Raw genomic sequence first — 19589 nt, forward strand, 5'->3', positions numbered from 1 at the left:
AGGATTACTCCCCTCGTGGATCTCATACTACCGCGTTCAGACGCCCCGGAATCAGTTTGCTTCCTTCATCTGTCGAAGCTCACGTTTGAGATCCGCCACCTCGTCACGCAGCCGGGCGGCCAGCTCGAACTGAAGATCGCCTGCCGCCGCATGCATCTGCGCTGACAGGTCGTCAATGAGCTGCGCCAGTTCAGCTTCAGCCTGAAGTCCCAGTCGTTCACGGGTATCCCTGGCGTGGCGCAACACGTCGTCGCTGGCTCGGGCATGTCCGATGGGCTTGCCGGAGCGTTCCTGACGGTACCCACCTTCCAGCAGTGATTCCGTGTCAATGTCCTCGCGTACGAGCATGTCTGTCACGTCAGCGATCTTCTTGCGCAGAGGTGTCGGATCAATGTGATGTTTTTCGTTATAGGCAATCTGCTTGGCTCTGCGCCTTTCGGTTTCCTCAATCGCCGCACGCATCGAATCGGTGATGTTGTCGGCGTACATGTGAACCTCGCCCGACACGTTACGGGCTGCGCGGCCAATCGTCTGAATGAGGGAACGCGTTGAGCGCAGGAACCCTTCCTTGTCCGCATCCAGAATGGACACGAGCGATACTTCGGGCAGGTCGAGGCCTTCTCGAAGCAGGTTGATCCCGACAAGGACGTCGAACTTGCCCTGACGCAGTTCCCGCAACAGTTCCACGCGGCGCAACGTGTCGACATCCGAGTGCAGATATTCGACGCGAACGGAGCGTTCGGCCAGATACGTGGTGAGGTCTTCTGCCATTTTTTTGGTCAATGTGGTGACGAGGACGCGTTCATTGCGTTCCACACGCACCCGGACTTCTTCGAGCAGGTCATCAATCTGTCCCGAGGTAGGCTTCACAATCACCTTCGGATCGACCAGGCCAGTTGGGCGAATGATCTGTTCAACAACTCCGTCGCAACGCTCGAGCTCGTAGGGGCCGGGTGTGGCCGACAGATACATGGTCTGCCCGATGCGCTCAACAAATTCATCCCACTTCAGTGGCCGGTTGTCCATTGCCGAGGGAAGACGGAAACCATGATCGACGAGGGTGCGTTTACGCGACATGTCACCCTCGAACATGGCACCGATCTGCGGAACCGTGACGTGAGATTCATCGATAATGAGCAGGAAATCATCCGGGAAATAATCCAGGAGAGTGTGCGGCGGCGTGCCGGGGCCGCGACCGTCAATATGGCGTGAATAGTTCTCCACACCCGAGCAGGTGCCGACTTCCTTGAGCATTTCCAGATCATAGGTTGTGCGCATGCGCAGTCGCTGCGCTTCGAGAAGTTTGCCCTGAGATTCGAACCATTCGAGGCGTTCGGCCAGTTCATCCTCAATCGACTTGATCGCACGCTTCATACGCTCTTCGCCAGCGACATAGTGAGAGGCCGGAAACAGGTAGATCTGGTCAACGTCACGTATTACGTCACCTGTCAGCGGGTGCAATACGGCGAGCTGGTCGATTTCATCACCGAACATTTCGATGCGGATGGCGAGTTCCTCGTACACCGGGATGATCTCGATGGTGTCCCCGCGCACACGGAACGTGCCGCGGGTGAATGACATGTCGTTGCGCACGTACTGCATATCCACGAAGGCGCGCAGCAAATCGTCGCGGTCAATGACCATTCCTCGCTGCAAATCCACCATACGTGCCACGTATTCTTCAGGCGTGCCCAGGCCGTAAATGCAGGACACCGATGAGACCACAACCGTGTCCCGACGCGTCAGCAATGAGTTGGTTGCCGAATGTCGCAGGCGTTCAACCTCGTCATTAATGGAGGAGTCTTTTTCAATATAGGTGTCTGTCTGGGGCACGTATGCTTCAGGCTGGTAGTAGTCGTAGTACGACACGAAGTATTCGACCGCGTTCCTGGGCAGGAATTCGCGGAACTCGGCGGTGAGCTGAGCGGCCAGCGTCTTGTTCGGCTCCATGATCAGGGCGGGACGCTGAATCTGTTCGATGAGCCAGGCGGCTGTTGCCGTCTTGCCGGTGCCGGTCGCGCCCAGCAGCACGACATGTTGTTCCCCACCGTTGATGCGCTCGGCAAGCTCACGAATCGCGTGTGGCTGGTCGCCTGAAGGGGAATACTCCGCGATCACTTCGAAAGGATGTTCCTGGCGCAAGATTCGTTGCCCGCTCATACGTCCCACCGTAGTCGCTGCGGACTGCTACCGCTTCCCGCCCATGGAGCAAGTGTCCTAGACTCATATCTATATGAGTGCCTGCATGCGCCATAAGACCAGAGTTGTCTTCGATGAAGGTGGATTACTGTGACACATACTGCTGATCAACCCCAATGGTGGAAGTCCTCGACTGTTTACCAGATCTATCCTCGGTCTTTTCAAGACTCCAACGGTGACGGCATCGGTGACATTCCCGGCATTACATCGCGGGTGCCGTATCTGAAGAAACTCGGTGTTGACATCGTGTGGCTGTCTCCCCTGTACCGCTCCCCTATGGCCGACATGGGATACGATATTGCGGATTATCAGGATGTTGATCCGATGTTCGGTACCCTCGATGATCTTGATGAGCTGATCGCGCAGCTGCATTCTCACGGCATGCGCCTGATCATGGATCTTGTCGTTAATCACACCTCCAACCGGCACCCCTGGTTCCAGGAGGCGCTCGACCCCGCATCAGACAAGCGCGACTGGTACATCTGGCGCGACCCGCGCCCGGGAGCAACCGCCCACGAGGTGCCGGCAGGGCAGCGCCGCGGTGATGAGCCTAACGACTGGACTGCGGCATTTAACGGCCCGTCATGGACGTGGCACGAAGCCTCCCAGCAATACTATCTGCACCTGTTTGCGCCTGAGCAGCCGGATTTGAACTGGGACAACCCTCAGCTGCGCCAGGCGATCTTCGAGATGATGCGCTGGTGGCTTGACCGAGGCGTTGACGGCTTCCGCATGGACGTCATCAACCTGATTTCCAAGCCTGAAGGATTCGACCAGCCTGGCGAAGGCTCTATCACATCGGCCGCTTTCGGCCCGCACTTCCACGAGTACATCCAGCAAATGCACCGCGAGGTGTTCGACCGCTATCCCGACCGCGTGTTCTTCACCGTCGGTGAGACACCGGGTGCCACACCCCATGATGCGATTTTGACCTCTGATCCGGCGCGCCGCGAGTTGGATATGATCTTCCAGTTCGAGCACATGGGGCTGGACAGTGCTGACGGGGACAAGTACCACATTCGCGATCTGCATTTGCCTGACATGAAGCGCAACCTTGCGCGCTGGTCGCAGGAACTGGCTGGAAAGGGCTGGAACTCCCTGTACCTGTCGAACCACGATCAGCCGCGTCCCCTGTCGCGCTATGGCGATGAGGAGAATCACCGCTACCATTCAGCCACCGCATGGGGCGCGATGCTGCACGCTCACCCGGGCACACCGTTCGTGTTCGAAGGCGAAGAGATCGGCATGTCGAACTACCCGTGGTCCGGTATCGACCAGTTCAAGGATGTGGAAACGATTGGTCAGTGGCGCCAGTCAGTCACCCTCGACGGCCAGGATCCTCAGGCAGTGTGGCCGGCGATCGTGAAGATGAGCCGCGACAATGCCCGCACCCCGATGCAGTGGGATGCGACCGAGAACGCCGGATTCACGACCGGTGAACCGTGGCTGCCGGTGAACCCGAATTATGAGACGGTCAACGCGCAGGCACAGGTTGACCAGGCAGGCTCCACGTTCGAGTTCTACCGCGCGATGATCGCGCTGCGCAAGGAGTATCCGATTCTGGTCGAGGGTGACTTCGAGCTGGTCGAGCCAGATGATCCATCAATGTGGTGGGTGCGGCGCACCCTGGGCGACCAAGTGCTCGATGCGGTGGCGAATATGTCCTCGCATTCCATTGCCTGCGCTGTCCCCGACGGCGACGTGACCTTGTCGAACCGTCGTCACGACAACGGGGATGACTGGGAGTACGCGGCTCTGGCCCCGTGGGAAGTCCGGTGGGTGATCCACCCAGCTTAAGTGCTCACCCGACCAGGGTGCTGCCCAGGTAAACGGCCACGAGAATCAGCCCGACCCCGGCGATGCGCTGAGAGATCAGTGCTCGCGAGGGGGCGGGCTGTTCCGATGCTTGCGTGCCGCGTACCAGAAGCTTCCAGATGATCTGCGGGCGGATGACCATCAGGAGGCCAAGGGCGCCAAAAAGGACGACGAAAAACCACAACATGAGGTGATTTTACAAATTCTGCCCGCGAACCACAGCGACGATTCGCTGCGCCTCGTCAGGATCGGTGCGTCCTGGCTGCTGTGCCGGAGCACGCATATGCACTTCGGTCGCTCCGGTGCGGTGGATCACAGAGGCGACATTGTGCGAGCGTAAACCGCCTGACACGAGGATGATCATCTCTCCAGCTGCGCGGTCTGTCAGGTGGCGAATATTCTCCATGTTGACCACAGACGCATCACCGCCGGTGGTGAGCACTCGATCGAATCCCGCACAAATAAGCTGGTCGAGGCTTCGGTCCATATCCTGCACGGTGTCGAAGGCACGGTGGAAAGTCAGTGGTCTCTCCCCGGCCGCGTCGCGCCACAGTGACAGCACATCCTGATCGATCTCGTGGTCACTGGTCAGCCCACCGACGACAAAACCCACCGGTATGTCGGTGTGGTCGGTGCGTTCACGCAGGCGTCGCATCGCCTCGGCAATGTCGCGTTCCTCACCGGAGGGCATCACGAATGTGCCGGGACGGGGGCGGATCAGCACCTGCATCCCGCCTGACGGTGCGACGCTGAGCGCGCTGTCCACCACTCGATCAGAAGGAGTCAGGCCTCCGCAGCTCAGGTCATCGCACAGCTCGACTCTGTCGATGCCCATCTGTGAGGCAATCTGCACTCCCTCAGTGTCTTCAACACATAGCTCGATAACCGTCATTGATCTTCCAGTCGTTCCACATCTGCCGGTTCGCAGCCTGGGCACCCAGGATCGCGGCTCCCCACTTCCCTGCCTCTGCGCCCAGGCGGGCGGTCACAATTTCGGGAGGTGTTCGCCACGCCATCAGGTCACGCAGGTGACGGCGCACCGGTTCCAGCAACGTCTCACCGGCGTTGGACAGGCCCCCGCCGACAACGAAGCGGGTGGGGTCGAGGGCGAAGGTGAGGTGCGCGAAACACAGGGCCAGCGCGTAAGTGGCGGTATCCCATACCTCATCTGCAATGGGGTCGATTCCCAGCAGATCCTCTACCGTGCGAGCTGTTGCCTCTTTGCCGGTCTTCTGCGTGAAGCGTCGCGCGATGGCTTTTGCTGATGCGTACACCTCCGTGCAGCCTCGCTGTCCGCACGTGCATGTTTCACCATTCGGAATGACCGGCGTGTGGCCAACTTCTCCGGCGCTGAAGGCATCACCTGCCCACGGTCGGTTACCGTGGCAGATGGCTGCCGAAATGCCGGTGCCGATGGGAACCATGATGAAGGTGGGTGCGCCCTGGCCAGCGCCCAGGAGACCTTCAGCCAATCCTGCTGCCCGCCCGTCATGTCCGAGGCGCACCGGCCGTAAGCATGCTTCCTGCATGCGCTGGGCAAGGTTCACGTTCTTCAGTTCGAGGTTAGACGCATACTTGATAACGCCGGCCTCTTCGTCCACCACACCAGGTGTGATGACACCGATTCCGGCGACCTCTGGCCACTTGTCCACGATGGTCCGGGCGACGTGGCACGCTTGTTCGACCACGTTGCCCGGACGCGTGTCCAGGTGTACAGCATCGGTGACGTGTCCAGCTGAGTCCACCAGGAATGACTTGATGGACGTACCGCCAACATCAACCCCCGCAACCACGGTGTTCACGAGATAAACACCTCTACGTCCAGTCTGGCGTCGGTCACATCCTCATCGAATGGGAACATCGGTCGGTCAATGCGGCGATGTCCCAGACGAATCAGATCCTGATCAACTCCGCCTGGAGTCAGTGCCATCATCCAGTCGGCCTGTGCCTTGTACAGATCCGGTTCCAGGTAGCCGATCTTGACTACCACGACATCGGGATCATCGATCGACAGCCCCAGTCGCTCATATTGCACGCGGGAATGGTATTGCATGCGCTGAGAGGTCACAATGACAGTCAGGCTATTGATCTTCAACGCACAGGTGCGACCACCCTCAGGATCATCGATTACTCGGAGCACTGTCGCGTGGACCTTTTGCGGTCCGGGTTCACGCGTATCGATATGCGCGCCCAGCTCAACATCGACCTGTGCCCCTTCATCAGCCTGATCCGCCACCTTCACGGCATTCGGATCAACCAGCGATGCGTACAGAACGTTGAGCGCCTCATCCTTTACCGGTGCCCACTCCAGGAGCTCCGACAGCGCGGCCGTGCAGTCGTCAGCACCGCCAGCACCGGGGTTGTCTCCGGAATCCGAAATGAAGAACGGACGCGGAGCGTCGAGGGCGTGCTCAAGGCACTCGCTCATGGTCCCCACGGGTGCAACGAATTCGAACTGATCGCGTACATCCCAGAAATGCTGAGCCAGTCGCAGAGCCTGAGCTTTCACGTCCTCAGCGTCATCACCTGTGACCACAACGGCTCCCTGGCAACGTGGCTGATCCGCCCATGCGAATCCAACCCAGATTGCCGCGTCAAGAATACCGGGACGTTTTTCAACCTCCGGAACCATGGCATACAGCGACTTGGCCGGTTCAATACGTGTCGATGTCTTTTCACCAGGCAGCAGTACCGGCACGTGAACCAGTGCCTTAGCCGGCCTGCCTTTGCCACTGACCAGTCGTTCCACTAGGTTCACCGCTGCTCGCTTGCGCGATTCGAACGCATCCTCATGCGGCGCCATCCTGTAGCAGGTGAGCAGATCGCAGCCTGCGAACAGGGCTCGGGACACGTTTCCGTGCAGATCCATGGAGGTCGAGATCAGGGGTTTATCTCCGACAACTGCACGGACGGCTGTGATCAGGTCGCCCTCGGTATCGTCGTATCCCTGGGCGGTCATGGCGCCGTGGATGTCGAAGAAGACTGCGTCAACAGGTGCAACGGCGGCTAAGCCGTCGACTATTTCCTGCCGCCAGGCTTCGTAGTCTGAGCGCAGCACCTGGCCGCCCGGCAGTGCGCGGGCGTGAAGGATCGGGATCCATTCGACCTGGCGCGCCCAGTCCTCGTCCATCCACGTGTAACGTGCGAGCAGCTCGTCACCGCGGCTGACCTGGAAATCCTTTTCAGTTGAAACGTATGGGGTAAAAGTCGAGGACTCGATGTGGAGCCCACAAATTGCTATTCGCGGAAGAGTCATTTCACCATCACTTTCCATCTAAAATCATCTGAAGTCTGAGATCCGTACCACTCGTTCTACCCTTCGAAAATGATGTCAGGGTCCTCATAGCCAGTCACTGACTCAAATTCCTTCCTCAGCAACATAGCCTCATTCCACTCCGAACCAGCGAGGTCTTCCCTCTCAGACGGGTCCTGCTCGAGGTTATACATCTGACCGGTTTCATCGCGTTGAGCAGGACGACCAACAGGCTCCGAGAAACCTCCAGAACCTGAACTCCAAATTGCCTTACAATTCCCCTTCCGCAAAACCAAACTGCCGTCGTAAGACGAAACTCCGATGACACGCTCAGCATCGGAATTCGAAGAAACTAGATCTATTCCGTCGGTCTCAGATATGTCTGATAGGCCCATTAAGGTGCACAGTGTGGGTAAGAGGTCAAGGAGGCTCATAGGTGTGTCAGATTCGAAGGCTTCTGAACCGGGTCCGCATGCGATCAGCGGCACTCTATGTCCCCCCTCGAAAACATCAGCCTTCTGGCCTCTCCATGACGAGTTCGGCCGGTGGTGAACGACATCGCCGTCTTCAGGGAAAATCATCGGCGCTCCATTGTCACTCGTGAAGATGAACAGAGTATCGTCCAACACACCCAGCTCATCCAGAAGCTCCAGAATCCTTCCCACCATCCAGTCGACGAGCATTACCGAATCCCCACGCAGACCAGCCTGCGACTTTCCACGAATAAACTCGGGGGGCACGCAGGGGCGATGGGGAGCAGCAGATGCTACATATGCCAAGAATCCCTGCTTAGCAGACACCTGATCGGAAATCCATTCGAGAGCCTCACGCGTAACCGTAGTGTCAACTTCATCGTCCTTCCAGCCTTCGACCTGCAGTCCAGGCCTTTGAGAAGTGACCCGAGGTTCTTTCTCACGATCTGGAATCCCAACCGTTCGATCTTGACTCAGGAAACAGTAGGGAGGCATGTCCAGAGAACCCGCGATGCCGAAAAAGCGATCAAATCCGTGGTCTAGTGGACCGTCCAAGAAAGGCTTAGAGTAATCAATCTCCCTACCATCTCCCTGCATATCGGGAGTCCAACCTTCTTCGAACGCGCTGTTAACGGTTCCCGCCTTCGACTGCCACCCAAGCCCAAGGTGCCACTTACCGAATGCTCCTGTCACGAAGCCGGCTCGCTTCGCATAGGTCGCGATTGTAGGAACCGTTCTCTCAATAATGGCAGGGTCGGATCCACCGAGAACGCCCTTTTTCAAGGGGCTTCTCCAAGGGAAGGAACCCGTAAGGATTCCATACCTACTTGGTGTGCAAACAGCGGAAGCTGCGTGACAGTCTCGAGCAATCCACCCGTTCTGTGCTAGGCGCTCAAGATTAGGCGTAGAGATTCTCTCTGCCCCTAAAGGGGTGATATCGCCGTACCCTAAATCATCTGCAACGAAAAGGACAATGTTCTTTACCACCGCTTACCGCCCCGCAAGTCCAACCGTCGCGATGCCTTTGACCAGATGTCTTTGAAGCACGATCACGACTAGCAGCGTCGGAAGAATAGAGATTACCGAGGCAGCCAGAATCAAGTGCCATTGCGCACCATGTTCGCCGACAAATGACTGCAAACCTAACGGCACTGTACCTAGCTTCCGGACGTCATCAATAGCAATCAATGGCCACAGGAAACTATTCCAGTTCGTGATGAAAGTCCAGACACCCAGAACAGCAAGAGACGACTTCGCCATCGGGAGAACAATTCTTGTAAAGGTTTTCCAATGCGAACATCCATCAATACGAGAAGCCTCAACGATGGCGTAAGGCAGATTAAGGAAAAACTGCCTCAAAAGGAACGTACCAAAAGCACCAAAAGCGAATGGCAAAATGAGAGCCTGCCAAGTGTTAATCCATCCCAATTTCTGCATAAGCAAAAACATAGGAATAACCAAAACTTCCTGCGGAATCATCATCGTTGAGAGATAAAGAAGCATCGTGCCATCTCGGCCACGCCAGCGGAGAATTCCGAAAGCATAGGCAGACAGCGACGAAACAGTCAGTACAATCAAAGTCGCGAGAGCGGAAACAATCACGCCGTTAAGAATGTATCGACCGAATGGTGCCTGAGAGAACACTTCTATATAGTTGCTCCACCGAACCTCAGAGCCAAAGAGTCTTGGTGGCTTCGAGAAGATCTCGTTCTTCGGCTTTAGCGACGAAGTGATTGCGAAGAAAATCGGAAAGATATAGCAGACCGCCAAGAAAGCAAGGCAAAATTCAGCAAGAAACTTGCCAATCTTAAGAGGCTTATTGTTACGCATAGTTCCTTTTTCCAGGGCGATTGAACTGTCGCCCACTAAAATCTTCTCACTCATAATGAACCCACTTCTTCTGTCCAAACCACTGGAATAAAGTCACAATCAAGATAAGGCCAAACAGTACGATGGCTGGCGCAGCGGCTTCACCGAGCTGCCCACTCTGGAATGCCGTTTGGTAGATATTCATGACGACTGTAGAGGTTGCGTGACCTGGACCTCCCGCCGTCATTACAAACGGCTCGTTGAAAACTTGGAAGGCTTGGATCATGGTGACGGTAGTAGCGAAGAAGATTGATGGTGTCAGGAGCGGAATCTTAATTTGGAAGAGCAGTCTTATAGATGACGCCCCATCAACCTTGGCGGCCTCAATTACCTCATTCGGCAACTGGTCGATAGCAGCTGAAAAAATCAAGGTGTTATAACCGAATCCTTGCCATATGATGACAGCGAGAACAGCGAAAAGGGCAGTTGACTCCGTCGCAAGCAAGTTTGGAAGCTTAATGCCGAAGATGCTCGCAATCCATGAAAAGAACCCATCTGGTTGATACAGCATCTTCCATATAACTGCAGTGGCGACAGAAGGTGTCACAACTGGTAGAAAAAAGACTACTCGATAGAACTTTGCAAAACGGCTAGTGGCTATCCAAAAAGCCATTGAAAGAGTCAAAATCAAGTTGATAGGCACAATCAGGAGAGTGAAGACAATCGTGTTACGCAGTGAAGCGAGGAATCCACTCAGCTCGTTTGTGAGTTCCTTGTAATTTGCGAGACCCGCAAAGCTTATCTCGCCAAAGGTCGGCCAATGAAAGAGGCTCGTAACAAAAGCAAGAACTGTAGGAAACACGATAAAAAGAGTTAGTCCCACCACGCTCGGTGTCATGAAACCGAGCGCGGCAGGCAACTCCGACCGGCGAGCGCGAGTCACTTAGAGGCCTCCTCGACCGTCTTAAGTGCTTCTGCTGGTGTGGTCGATCCCGAGTATGAGAGCACGAAATAGCGCGCAATCTGCTTAGTCGTTTCGTCCCAATTACTCGTCGAGATGAAGGGAATTGCATTTTGGGATGCAGCTTCCATCGTCTCTCGAGCCTGTTCAGAGTAGCCCGGATTCTTGGTATCCACTGATGCAGCCATCGACTCGAAGAACGCATCCATGGCGCTCAAACGTGCAGGTGCAGAGCCCCTCTGAGCCTGCTCCATTGCAGCTTCCTCCGAAGTGATGACTTCAAGAACCTTTGCTGCAGCTTCCTTGTTTTCACACGACGACGAGATACCGAAGCCAGAGTTAGCGGAGAATGTTCCACTGCCGTTCTTACCCGCAGGTAGTGGCACCGTACCAATCTTGAATTCAACATTCGACGCGTTATCTGCAATGTTCCACGTCCCATCAACCGCCATCGCAACGTTACCGGCTAGGAATTGTTGCTCGCCCCAAGGGACATCAGAACTGCTTGCCGGAGTGCTAGCAACATTTTGTTCTGTTGATAGACCCGAATACCATTCAAATGCCTCTTGCATCTCTGGCGTACTCAGCTGTAGCTCACCATCTTTGGAAACAGGCGTTGCGCCGTTAAAAGAGTGAAGCATAGAGAACATATGAAGATCTGAGAACGACTGGCCGAATGCGAGTTTGTCGGTCTTCTCGGTGATCGTCTTTGCTGCCTTTTCGAAATCTTCAATGGTCCATGAAGGATCGGGCACAGGGAGGCCAGCATCGGCGAAAATATCCTCGTTGTAATACATAACCAGGGTCGACATTCCAAAAGGAATAGCGTACTGCTTACCGTCATACTGCAATGCTTTGAGAGAGCCGGCATCCCATTGCTCGTCTGAAAAGTAGCCTTCAGGCATGACGTCGTCAAGTGGCGTCAATGCATCCTTGAAGGCAGGAAGTCTTAAGCTTTGCATCGAGATCAGACAGGGTGCAGTTCCGCCTGCCAGCTGCGACTGTAGCTTCGTGAAATAATCAGCAAACGGTGCCTGCGTGAGGTTCACCTTGACCGCCGGATCCGCTTCCGACGCCTTGGCCGCTAACCCTTCCCAGATTTTATTTAGCTCGTCCCCTTGGTTCCAAAAAGTCCAGTTAATAGTGGTATCTCCGCCCGCCGAAGCGCTTTCGGCTCCAGAGTTGTCGGAGCAGGCAGCCATGCATCCAAGCAGGCTGACCGAGGCAACTACTGCGGCTATTTTTCGAATTGATTTCACGAGGGCCTCCACATCGAGTCAATATCGTCCTTATGGCACGATAAACTTAATTAGACCCCTTATTAACCTGTCTGTCAACTTGGCGCATTCGGTGTGTCAGACACTAAGCTAGTTACCAGTAAGAAATCTAGCTCTCTGGGTGGAGGTGCATAACCAAGTGAATCAGTTAGATGCTGAGAACCAGAGCGCGATTCTCCACCTCCTTTCGAGAGTTGGCCCCCTGAGCAGGAGCGAGATTGCGCCTATGTTAGGCATATCAGCACCTACCGCGACGACGCAGGTACGGAGACTCCTAGATGCAGGGTTCTTGACGGAAATGCATCCAACACCGAGCAACGGAGGCCGACCAAAGAAGCCATTGAAGATAGACGATGCCGCTGCATATACGATTGGAATCGACATCGGAGTTGATGAATCAACACTCGTCTTATCTTCACTATCAGGAAAGATTCTGAAGGAGTCTCGCTGTCACTATTCATCTCTAGACGAGATGCCTAGCACTATTGCAGTAGCCGTCAGTTCTCTTGAATCAGATCTGCCTCCAGGCATCAATTGCCTCGGAGGTGCAGCCTCCGTTTCCGGTACGATAACTCCGAACGCAAAAGATGTCAGCCTGTCGGTGGTCCATCATCGAGCAAACTGGCCTCTCGCACGTTTACTCTCCCTAGCGACTGGTCACTCTTTTGTCCTAGTTAACGACGTACAAAACTTTGCACTATGGAATTTATCCTTTGAACCAACACGACCACAGAGCTTCCTCTTAGTCTCTCTGGACATCGGCGTTGGTGCCGCCATTGTCCACGACAATCGCCTCCTTCACGGGGAAAAAAGTACTTCCACAGAATTCGGACATGTCTCAGTCGACCCGTCAGGGCCCCCATGTTCTTGCGGAAATTCCGGATGTCTTCAAGTTTTCGCCGGAGTCGAATCCTTTATCCAGCTGCTTTCGCATACAACTTCACATCCTCTCGACTCAATGCAGGATGCTCGAGACTTTCTCGATTCTCAACCCCGTGTCGCTCTTGAAAAGGTTGAGAAAGTTGGCTCCCTAATCGGCCGGTCTGTCGGAGCGACCTGTACATTGCTCGGCCTATCGGAAGTTTTGATCGGAGGGAAATTAACTCAAGTTTGGCCCTACCTAGAATCCGGTTTTACTTCCCAGCTCACTTCAAATACTTCTACCCTTCAACAAGTGCCGACCGTGAGACACGTTGACCTCTGTAGTCTAAATCTTGCGCGAGCGGCATCCGATTACGCCCTAGTGCGCCATTTCTCAGAAACCAAATCAGACTCTATCTAGAAGAGGAAATATAGTGATTAATTTCGAACATCGCACCGGCCCGGTTTTCTCTCCTGAGCCAACCTACCCACAACGCGATGTGCCCGACTGGTTCCAGGATGCCAAACTCGGCATTTTCGTTCACTGGGGTCTCTACTCTGTTCCCGCCTGGGCATCGCTGCCTGAAGAAGGCGTACAGCCCGATGACGAATACGCAATGCATTCCTACGCCGAGTGGTATGCCAATACAGTGCGGATTCCGCACAGCCCGGCGCATATTCGCCACAACAAGAAGTACGGAATCGGAACCTCCTACGAGGATTTTGCGCACATGTGGCACGCGGAGAAGTTCGATCCGCGCGCGATGGTGGACCTTTTCGTTGAGGCAGGTGCGCGCTACCTCGTTCCCACAACCAAGCACCACGACGGTTTCTGCCTGTGGAACACGGACACCACGAACTTCTCAGCCGCGCAGCGAGGCCCCCAGCGCGACATCATTCAGGAGTTTCATGACAGTGCGCGTGAGGCGAAACTCAAGTTCGGCGTTTACTTCTCGGGCGCCCATGACTGGCACGTTGCGCATTTCCCGCCGATCGAATCGGACAGAGATCTGTTCGTCTACCGTCGCAATGACCCTGAATTTGCGCGCTACGCGGCCGATCAGCTGCGCGAGCTGATTGACCGCTTCCATCCCGACATTCTCTGGAACGACATCGAATGGCCCGACAGCGGAAAATCGAATGAGGATTACGCTCTGGCCTCGCTTTTCCGCAAATACTTCTCGACTGTTCCCGATGGTGTCGTGAACGATCGTTGGGGTATTCCCTACCATGGCTACCTGACGCGCGAGTACAGCATCATCGACTCAGTGATCCCCGAGCCGTGGGAAGCAACACGTGGTCTGGGGCATTCATTCGGCTACAACACCAATGAAGACGAGAACAACACCCTGTCGGCACCAGCCCTGATTGATCTTCTCGTCGACACTGTCTCCAAGAACGGCAATCTGCTCATCAATGTCGGACCACGCGCCGATGGCACGATCCCGGAGCTCCAGCAAAACTCGCTGCGCGGCCTGGGACAGTGGTTGAAGACGAACGGCGAGGCGATCTACGGCACGCGCGTCTTTATCGATGCTGACAGTAGGAAAGCCTCGCAACGCTACACGCGCAATGATGGTGAACTCTTCATCTTCGTGGATCCTTCTCAGCGCAGCGACGTTGAGATTCCGTCAGGGTGCCCGAGCGATGCGTCTGTTCGCTGGCTCGGTAATTCGTCACCGGCTGAGCGCAACGGCCTCGCGGTACAGATTCCGGACAGCCTACGTTCAGGTTCCCTCGCGGTGTGCGCAGTGCGCATGAAGTAGGCACCACCGTCGCTGTCATATAGAAAGATCCCGACTCGCTTGGCGAGTCGGGATCTTTCGTGCAGCTTCTTACCGCATCAGCATCAGTTGTTCGTCAGCTTCTCGCGCAGAGCGGCGAGTGCCTCATCCGATGCCAACGTGCCGGAGTTGTCAACCGGCGAGGAGTAGGACGCCTGTTCCTCGACTGACGGAGCAGCCTCTGCGTCTTCTTCCAGCGCCTTGGCAACCTGGGCACGGTGGGCTTCCCAACGGGCGTGCGCTTCGGCGTACTGGGCTTCCCAGGCCTCGCGCTGCTCGTCGTATCCTTCCATCCATTCCTGGGTTTCCGGATCGAAGCCTTCAGGGTACTTGTAGTTGCCGTTTTCGTCGTATTCGGCAGCCATTCCGTACAGTGACGGATCGAAGTCTTCCGATTTCGGGTCGACGCCCTCGTTGGCCTGCTTAAGCGACAGCGAGATGCGGCGACGTTCCAGGTCAATATCGATGACCTTGACGAAGACCTCTTCACCGACCTTGACGACCTGCTCCGGCATCTCAACGTGGCGCTGGGCGAGCTCGGAGATATGGACAAGGCCTTCGATTCCGTCCTCGACGCGCACAAACGCACCGAACGGAACGAGCTTGGTGACCTTGCCGGGCACAACCTGGCCGATTGCGTGGGTACGGGCGAATGCCTGCCACGGATCTTCCTGGGTGGCCTTCAGGGACAGGGAGACGCGTTCGCGATCCATGTCGACGTCGAGGACCTCGACGGTGACTTCCTGGCCGACCTCGACAACCTCTGACGGGTGATCGATGTGCTTCCAGGACAGTTCGGAGACGTGCACCAGGCCGTCCACGCCACCCAGGTCGACGAATGCGCCGAAGTTGACGATCGAGGAGACGGTGCCGTTGCGGACCTGTCCCTTCTGCAGGGTGTTGAGGAAGTTGGTGCGAACCTCGGACTGCGTCTGCTCGAGCCATGCGCGGCGCGACAGGACCACGTTGTTGCGGTTCTTGTCGAGCTCGATGATCTTGGCTTCAAGCTCGCGGCCGATGTAGGGCTGCAGGTCACGCACGCGACGCATCTCAACCAGGGACGCGGGCAGGAAGCCGCGCAGGCCGATGTCGAGGATCAGGCCGCCCTTGACGACCTCGATGACAGTGCCGGTGACAACACCTTCTTCTTCCTTGACCTTTTCGATCTGGCCCCATGCGCGTTCGTACTGTGCGCGCTTCTTCGACAGAAGCAGGCGGCCATCCTTGTCTTCCTTCTGGAGTACCAAAGCTTCGATCTGATCACCCACCGCGACGACGTCATCAGGATCGACGTCATGCTTGATGGATAATTCGCGTGAAAGGATGACTCCTTCGGTCTTGTAGCCGATGTCGAGGAGGACCTCATCGTGGTCAATCTTGACGACTGTTCCCTCGACAATGTCCCCATCGTTGAAGTATTTGATGGTCTTGTCGATGGCGGCGAGCAGGTCTTCTTCAGACCCAATGTCGTTCACTGCAACCTGAGGCGTAGAGATGCTCGGCTGCTCGGTGCTGGTGGTCATGTAGTTATGTACTCCGAAACGGACGATCTAGTAGATGGACAAAATTGAGTGTGTCCGTCAGTCACCGCGAAGGCAACTGACACACACCCGATAAAGTTTACCAGTTCAGGATCAAAGATCTACCCTCAGCTCCTGAAAAGATGTGTGAGCAGTGACATATTTGACCAATCTCACAACTGGTGCACTTAGTGAGCAGCTTCTTTCCATGAATGGCCGATCCCCACCGCTACATCCAGCGGCACGCGCAGCGCCAGCACCGGGTGTTCGGCGCGCGTATGGTCGGTGGCTTCATCCTGGCCGGTGGGTTCCACATCGCCATCGTCATCGGATTGCGGGGCGCGAGCAGTCTGCAGGCCATGCGGCAATGGAGGATAGGCCATGTTCTCACGTACCAGCTCTTCCACGTGCACAGCTTCTCCCTCGGCTATTTCAAGAATCAATTCATCGTGAATCTGCAGCAGTATGCGCGAGCGTAGTTTCTCGTCGCGCAAGGCACTGTCGACTCCAACCATCGCGATCTTGATGATGTCGGCTGCCGATCCCTGGATCGGCGCGTTCAGTGCGGCACGCTTGGCTATTTCACGGCGCTGACGGTTGTCGGAGATGAGATCGGGCAGGTAGCGGCGACGACCGAACATTGTCTGGGTAAAGCCATCCTTCTGGGCCTGCTCCACGATGCCGTCCAGGTAGTCACGCACGCCGCCGAAACGCTCAAAGTAGCGTTCGCGCAGCTCCGCCGCCTCCGGCACACCGATTCCGAGCTGCGCAGACAGACCGTACGATGACAACCCGTAGGCCAGACCGTAGGACGTCGCCTTGATGCGCGAACGCTGCTCGGATGTCACCTGATCGACAGGCGCGTCGAACACCATCGACGCCATCGTGCGGTGCAGATCCTCACCCGAGTTGAAGGCGTCAATCAGTCCTTCATCGTTGGACAGGTGCGCCATGATGCGCATCTCGATCTGCGAATAGTCCACGCTCATCAGGGACTGCCACCCCTCCCCTGCAACGAACGCGTGCCGGATGCGCATGCCGTCGGGTGTGCGCGCGGGGATATTCTGCAGGTTCGGTTCCGACGAGGCGAGCCGCCCCGTGGCAGTCGCAATCTGAGAAAACGTCGTGTGAATCCTGCCGTCATCAGCAATCGCGCTGTGCAGGGACTGCGTCATCTGGGACAGCTTGATGCGGTCGCGGTGCGTGAGCAAATGCTCCAGGAACGGGTGGCGCGTCTTCTCGAACAGTGTCTCCAGCGCTTCCGCATTCGTCGTGTACCCCGTCTTCGTCTTCTTGGTCCTGGGCATATCGAGTTCATCAAACAGGACCTGCTGGAGCTGCTTGGGGCTCGACAGGTTCACCGTGTGGCCGATTGCGTCATAGGCGCGTTGCGCAGCACCTTCAACAGCTTTCGACAGCTCCTGACGTTGCAGGTCGAGTTCCTCATTGTCAATCGCGATCCCCACGTGTTCCATGCGTTCCAGCATGCGCGCGACAGGCTGTTCCACATCGTCAAGCAATGTTCGTTCATCATCATTCATCGCCCGCCTGAGAGCATCAGCCACATGCGGCAGGACGGCTGCGCGCTGCGCCATCTGTCTACGCGCCGCAGCCTGTTTCTCCTCCGATTCACCGTCCAGATCCAGCGTCTGCTGACCGGATTCTTCCTCTTCCAGGGCCGTGATGTGCACGCCCAGATACTGCTCAGCCAGATCGTCGATCGCGTAGGAGCGCTGCTCGGGCCGCAGCAGGTAGGCGCCCAATGCAACGTCGAAGGTCACCGGCAGGGTCTCCACGTCCCAAGCGCGCATCATATGCACCAGTGTTTTGAGGTCATGGGCAATCAGGGGTCGTCTCAGGTGCGCCAGCCATTGCGTGCACTGAGCCGTCTGCTCGGTGGTGACCTCTCGAGCATCAATGAGGAGTACCTTCATGCCGCTCGCGATCGCAAGATGTTCCAGGTCAGGCAGGGGCGGGTTCGCGACGCCTTCGCACCAGATTCCCACTGACGTCTCTGCCTCAAAGGTTGCAAGGACCTGCTGGACATTCGTGTTCGCATCGGCTCGGATAATTTCCACGTCATCAAGGATGAGTGATTCTTCCGCGCCACCCTCGTCGGCCGTGCTGCCCCCGGAATTGACGAGGGCGTCCGGAGCAGAGGGGTTGAGTGCGATCGATGCGACCGAGACGATCTCGCGGCGCGTGCCGGGTCCGAATTCAAGGCTGTCGCACAGACTCATCGCCTCTGAATGCTCGGTGGGACGACGGTAAAGGTCATCGAGAGTGATTCCCAGATCAACGTCAGTGAGCAGGCGGTTCAGCGAGCGGTTGCGGCGCACGTCATCGATATGGGCGCGCAGATCTGTTCCGCGTTTGCCACCGATCTCATCTGCGCGAGCCAGGACATTTTCCAGTCCGTCGAATCTGTTAATCCACGTGGCAGCGGTCTTGGGGCCGACGCCAGGCACTCCTGGCAGATTGTCGGCGGTCTCCCCCACCAGCGCGGCAAGCTCCGGGTAACGCTGAGGCGGCACGCCGTACTTCTCCTCAATGGCTTCCGGTGTCATGCGACGCAGGTCCGACATCGACTGACCGGGGTACAGAATCGTGACGTGTTCGTTCGCCATCTGGAAGGCGTCGCGGTCACCTGATGCCACGACAACATCCAGCCCCTGTTGAGACGCAGTATGTGCAAGGGTGGCCAGAATGTCGTCAGCCTCTATATTGTCTTTGCGCAGACGGCAGATACCCATGGCTTCCAGGAAAGCGTCGATCAGATCAACCTGTCCGTGGAATTCAGGAGGGGTCTCATCGCGAGTGCCTTTGTACTCCGGGTACTTATCCGTGCGGAACGAATGACGCGAGACGTCGAAGGCAACAGCGACACGTGTCGGATTCTCATCCTTGAGGATCTTCGTGAGCATGCGGATAAATCCGAACACAGCACTGGTGTCCTGACCGGTCGAGGTCTGGAAATTACCCGAACGCATCGCGTAAAACGCGCGGTAGGCCATCGAATGTCCATCAATAATCAGCAGTTTTCCGTCCACACATGACACCCTAGAGGTATGAGCGAGACGAATCATGCCAATGACACACATTCACATCAATCTGATGACCATCAGGAATCTCACAGTGACTATGGGCCGACGATGGTGGGTCAGCATTGGCCAGGGACGCTGATGGACGCGATGGGCATGGAAGTGACACAGTATGGCCCTGACTGCACGTCGATCACAATGCCGCTTGAGGGCAATACGCAGCGAATTGGAATTCTGCATGGCGGCGCATCGGCGGCTCTGGCTGAGACAGCGGGATCGCTTGCGGCGGGAGCACACGCCTACAGTGTGGGCGGCCCGGATGCCTACGTGGTGGGCGTGGAGCTGTCCATCTCGCATCTTCGAGCAGGCACCAAGGGGCCGATTACGGCGACGACCCGTGCGGCCCATCTGGGTGGCTCATCAACGGTTCATCTGGTCTCGATCACCGATGGAGATGAACGCCTCATTGGAACCGCACGTATTTCCAATCGTGTGCTGAAGCGACGCTGATCTCGGTCTTGAGCGAGACTGACAAGGGCGACGAAAATACGCGGTCTACACCTCTTGAGTTCACTGAGACGAATGCCACAGACACT

At 56.5% G+C, this 19589-nt stretch carries 15 protein-coding genes; 4 read left to right on the plus strand and 11 right to left on the minus strand.

Annotated elements, in window-relative coordinates:
- Positions 1-51: 51 nt before the first annotated feature.
- Positions 52-2160 carry an excinuclease ABC subunit UvrB gene (gene uvrB, locus AC1EJZ_RS06180; RefSeq protein WP_480294226.1) on the minus strand — a complete coding sequence of 703 codons (2109 nt, stop codon included), beginning with the start codon at positions 2158-2160 and terminating at the stop codon, positions 52-54.
- Between the two features lie 129 nt (positions 2161-2289).
- Between uvrB and AC1EJZ_RS06185 the strand changes: the two genes are divergently transcribed.
- On the plus strand, positions 2290-3996 hold the full coding sequence (locus AC1EJZ_RS06185; RefSeq protein WP_480294228.1) for an alpha-glucosidase: 1707 nt from the start codon (positions 2290-2292) through the stop codon (positions 3994-3996).
- Between the two features lie 4 nt (positions 3997-4000).
- Here the strand turns inward: AC1EJZ_RS06185 and AC1EJZ_RS06190 are convergent, their stop codons facing one another.
- The 8 genes from AC1EJZ_RS06190 to AC1EJZ_RS06225 are packed head-to-tail and all read right to left on the minus strand — an operon-like array spanning position 4001 to position 11769.
- A complete protein-coding gene (locus AC1EJZ_RS06190; RefSeq protein ID WP_058236654.1) occupies positions 4001-4201 on the minus strand; it encodes a DUF6199 family natural product biosynthesis protein in 201 nt (66 codons plus the stop codon).
- A 9-nt stretch (positions 4202-4210) separates the two neighbouring features.
- On the minus strand, positions 4211-4906 hold the full coding sequence (locus AC1EJZ_RS06195) for a copper homeostasis protein CutC (RefSeq protein ID WP_480294229.1): 696 nt from the start codon (positions 4904-4906) through the stop codon (positions 4211-4213).
- A complete protein-coding gene (locus tag AC1EJZ_RS06200) occupies positions 4881-5816 on the minus strand; it encodes an ROK family protein (RefSeq protein WP_092648562.1) in 936 nt (311 codons plus the stop codon). The genes AC1EJZ_RS06195 and AC1EJZ_RS06200 overlap by 26 nt, the downstream gene beginning before the upstream one ends.
- Entirely contained in the window at positions 5813-7270 is a 1458-nt protein-coding gene (locus AC1EJZ_RS06205; RefSeq protein WP_480294293.1) for a M81 family metallopeptidase, read from the minus strand. The genes AC1EJZ_RS06200 and AC1EJZ_RS06205 overlap by 4 nt, the downstream gene beginning before the upstream one ends.
- Before the next feature lie 56 nt (positions 7271-7326).
- A complete protein-coding gene (locus tag AC1EJZ_RS06210) occupies positions 7327-8727 on the minus strand; it encodes a sulfatase family protein (protein ID WP_480294232.1) in 1401 nt (466 codons plus the stop codon).
- Positions 8728-8730: 3 nt separating this feature from the next.
- Positions 8731-9624 carry a carbohydrate ABC transporter permease gene (locus tag AC1EJZ_RS06215; RefSeq protein ID WP_285014117.1) on the minus strand — a complete coding sequence of 298 codons (894 nt, stop codon included), beginning with the start codon at positions 9622-9624 and terminating at the stop codon, positions 8731-8733.
- Entirely contained in the window at positions 9617-10492 is an 876-nt protein-coding gene (locus tag AC1EJZ_RS06220) for a carbohydrate ABC transporter permease (RefSeq protein ID WP_285014118.1), read from the minus strand. The genes AC1EJZ_RS06215 and AC1EJZ_RS06220 overlap by 8 nt, the downstream gene beginning before the upstream one ends.
- On the minus strand, positions 10489-11769 hold the full coding sequence (locus AC1EJZ_RS06225) for an ABC transporter substrate-binding protein (RefSeq protein WP_480294234.1): 1281 nt from the start codon (positions 11767-11769) through the stop codon (positions 10489-10491). The genes AC1EJZ_RS06220 and AC1EJZ_RS06225 overlap by 4 nt, the downstream gene beginning before the upstream one ends.
- Before the next feature lie 157 nt (positions 11770-11926).
- On the opposite strand from AC1EJZ_RS06225, the gene AC1EJZ_RS06230 reads away from it, so the two are divergent.
- Positions 11927-13069 (plus strand): ROK family transcriptional regulator, encoded by a 1143-nt coding sequence (locus tag AC1EJZ_RS06230; protein WP_480294236.1) that lies wholly within the window; start codon positions 11927-11929, stop codon positions 13067-13069.
- Between the two features lie 13 nt (positions 13070-13082).
- Positions 13083-14414, plus strand: coding sequence for an alpha-L-fucosidase (locus AC1EJZ_RS06235; protein ID WP_058236646.1), 1332 nt, complete (start codon positions 13083-13085; stop codon positions 14412-14414).
- Positions 14415-14497: 83 nt separating this feature from the next.
- Here AC1EJZ_RS06235 and rpsA read toward each other — a convergent pair whose 3' ends face one another.
- Together rpsA and polA are read right to left on the minus strand one after the other, a co-directional pair.
- On the minus strand, positions 14498-15955 hold the full coding sequence (rpsA, locus tag AC1EJZ_RS06240) for a 30S ribosomal protein S1 (protein ID WP_058236645.1): 1458 nt from the start codon (positions 15953-15955) through the stop codon (positions 14498-14500).
- A 185-nt stretch (positions 15956-16140) separates the two neighbouring features.
- A complete protein-coding gene (gene polA, locus AC1EJZ_RS06245; protein WP_480294238.1) occupies positions 16141-19002 on the minus strand; it encodes a DNA polymerase I in 2862 nt (953 codons plus the stop codon).
- Positions 19003-19020: 18 nt separating this feature from the next.
- Here polA and AC1EJZ_RS06250 point away from each other — a divergent pair, with 18 nt between their 5' ends.
- On the plus strand, positions 19021-19503 hold the full coding sequence (locus AC1EJZ_RS06250; protein ID WP_227469353.1) for a PaaI family thioesterase: 483 nt from the start codon (positions 19021-19023) through the stop codon (positions 19501-19503).
- Positions 19504-19589 lie beyond the last annotated feature (86 nt).

This window comes from Pauljensenia sp. C0170B5 (assembly GCF_056590195.1).

What these genes read in the sequence shown, in the direction of transcription:
- uvrB (WP_480294226.1), bottom strand. Translation starts at nt 2,160, where the DNA reads ATGAGCGGGCAACGAATCTTGCGCCAGGAACATCCTTTCGAAGTGATC.
- AC1EJZ_RS06190 (WP_058236654.1), bottom strand. Translation starts at nt 4,201, where the DNA reads ATGTTGTGGTTTTTCGTCGTCCTTTTTGGCGCCCTTGGCCTCCTGATG.
- AC1EJZ_RS06195 (WP_480294229.1), bottom strand. Translation starts at nt 4,906, where the DNA reads ATGACGGTTATCGAGCTATGTGTTGAAGACACTGAGGGAGTGCAGATT.
- AC1EJZ_RS06205 (WP_480294293.1), bottom strand. Translation starts at nt 7,270, where the DNA reads ATGACTCTTCCGCGAATAGCAATTTGTGGGCTCCACATCGAGTCCTCG.
- AC1EJZ_RS06215 (WP_285014117.1), bottom strand. Translation starts at nt 9,624, where the DNA reads ATGAGTGAGAAGATTTTAGTGGGCGACAGTTCAATCGCCCTGGAAAAA.
- rpsA (WP_058236645.1), bottom strand. Translation starts at nt 15,955, where the DNA reads ATGACCACCAGCACCGAGCAGCCGAGCATCTCTACGCCTCAGGTTGCA.
- AC1EJZ_RS06250 (WP_227469353.1), top strand. Translation starts at nt 19,021, where the DNA reads ATGAGCGAGACGAATCATGCCAATGACACACATTCACATCAATCTGAT.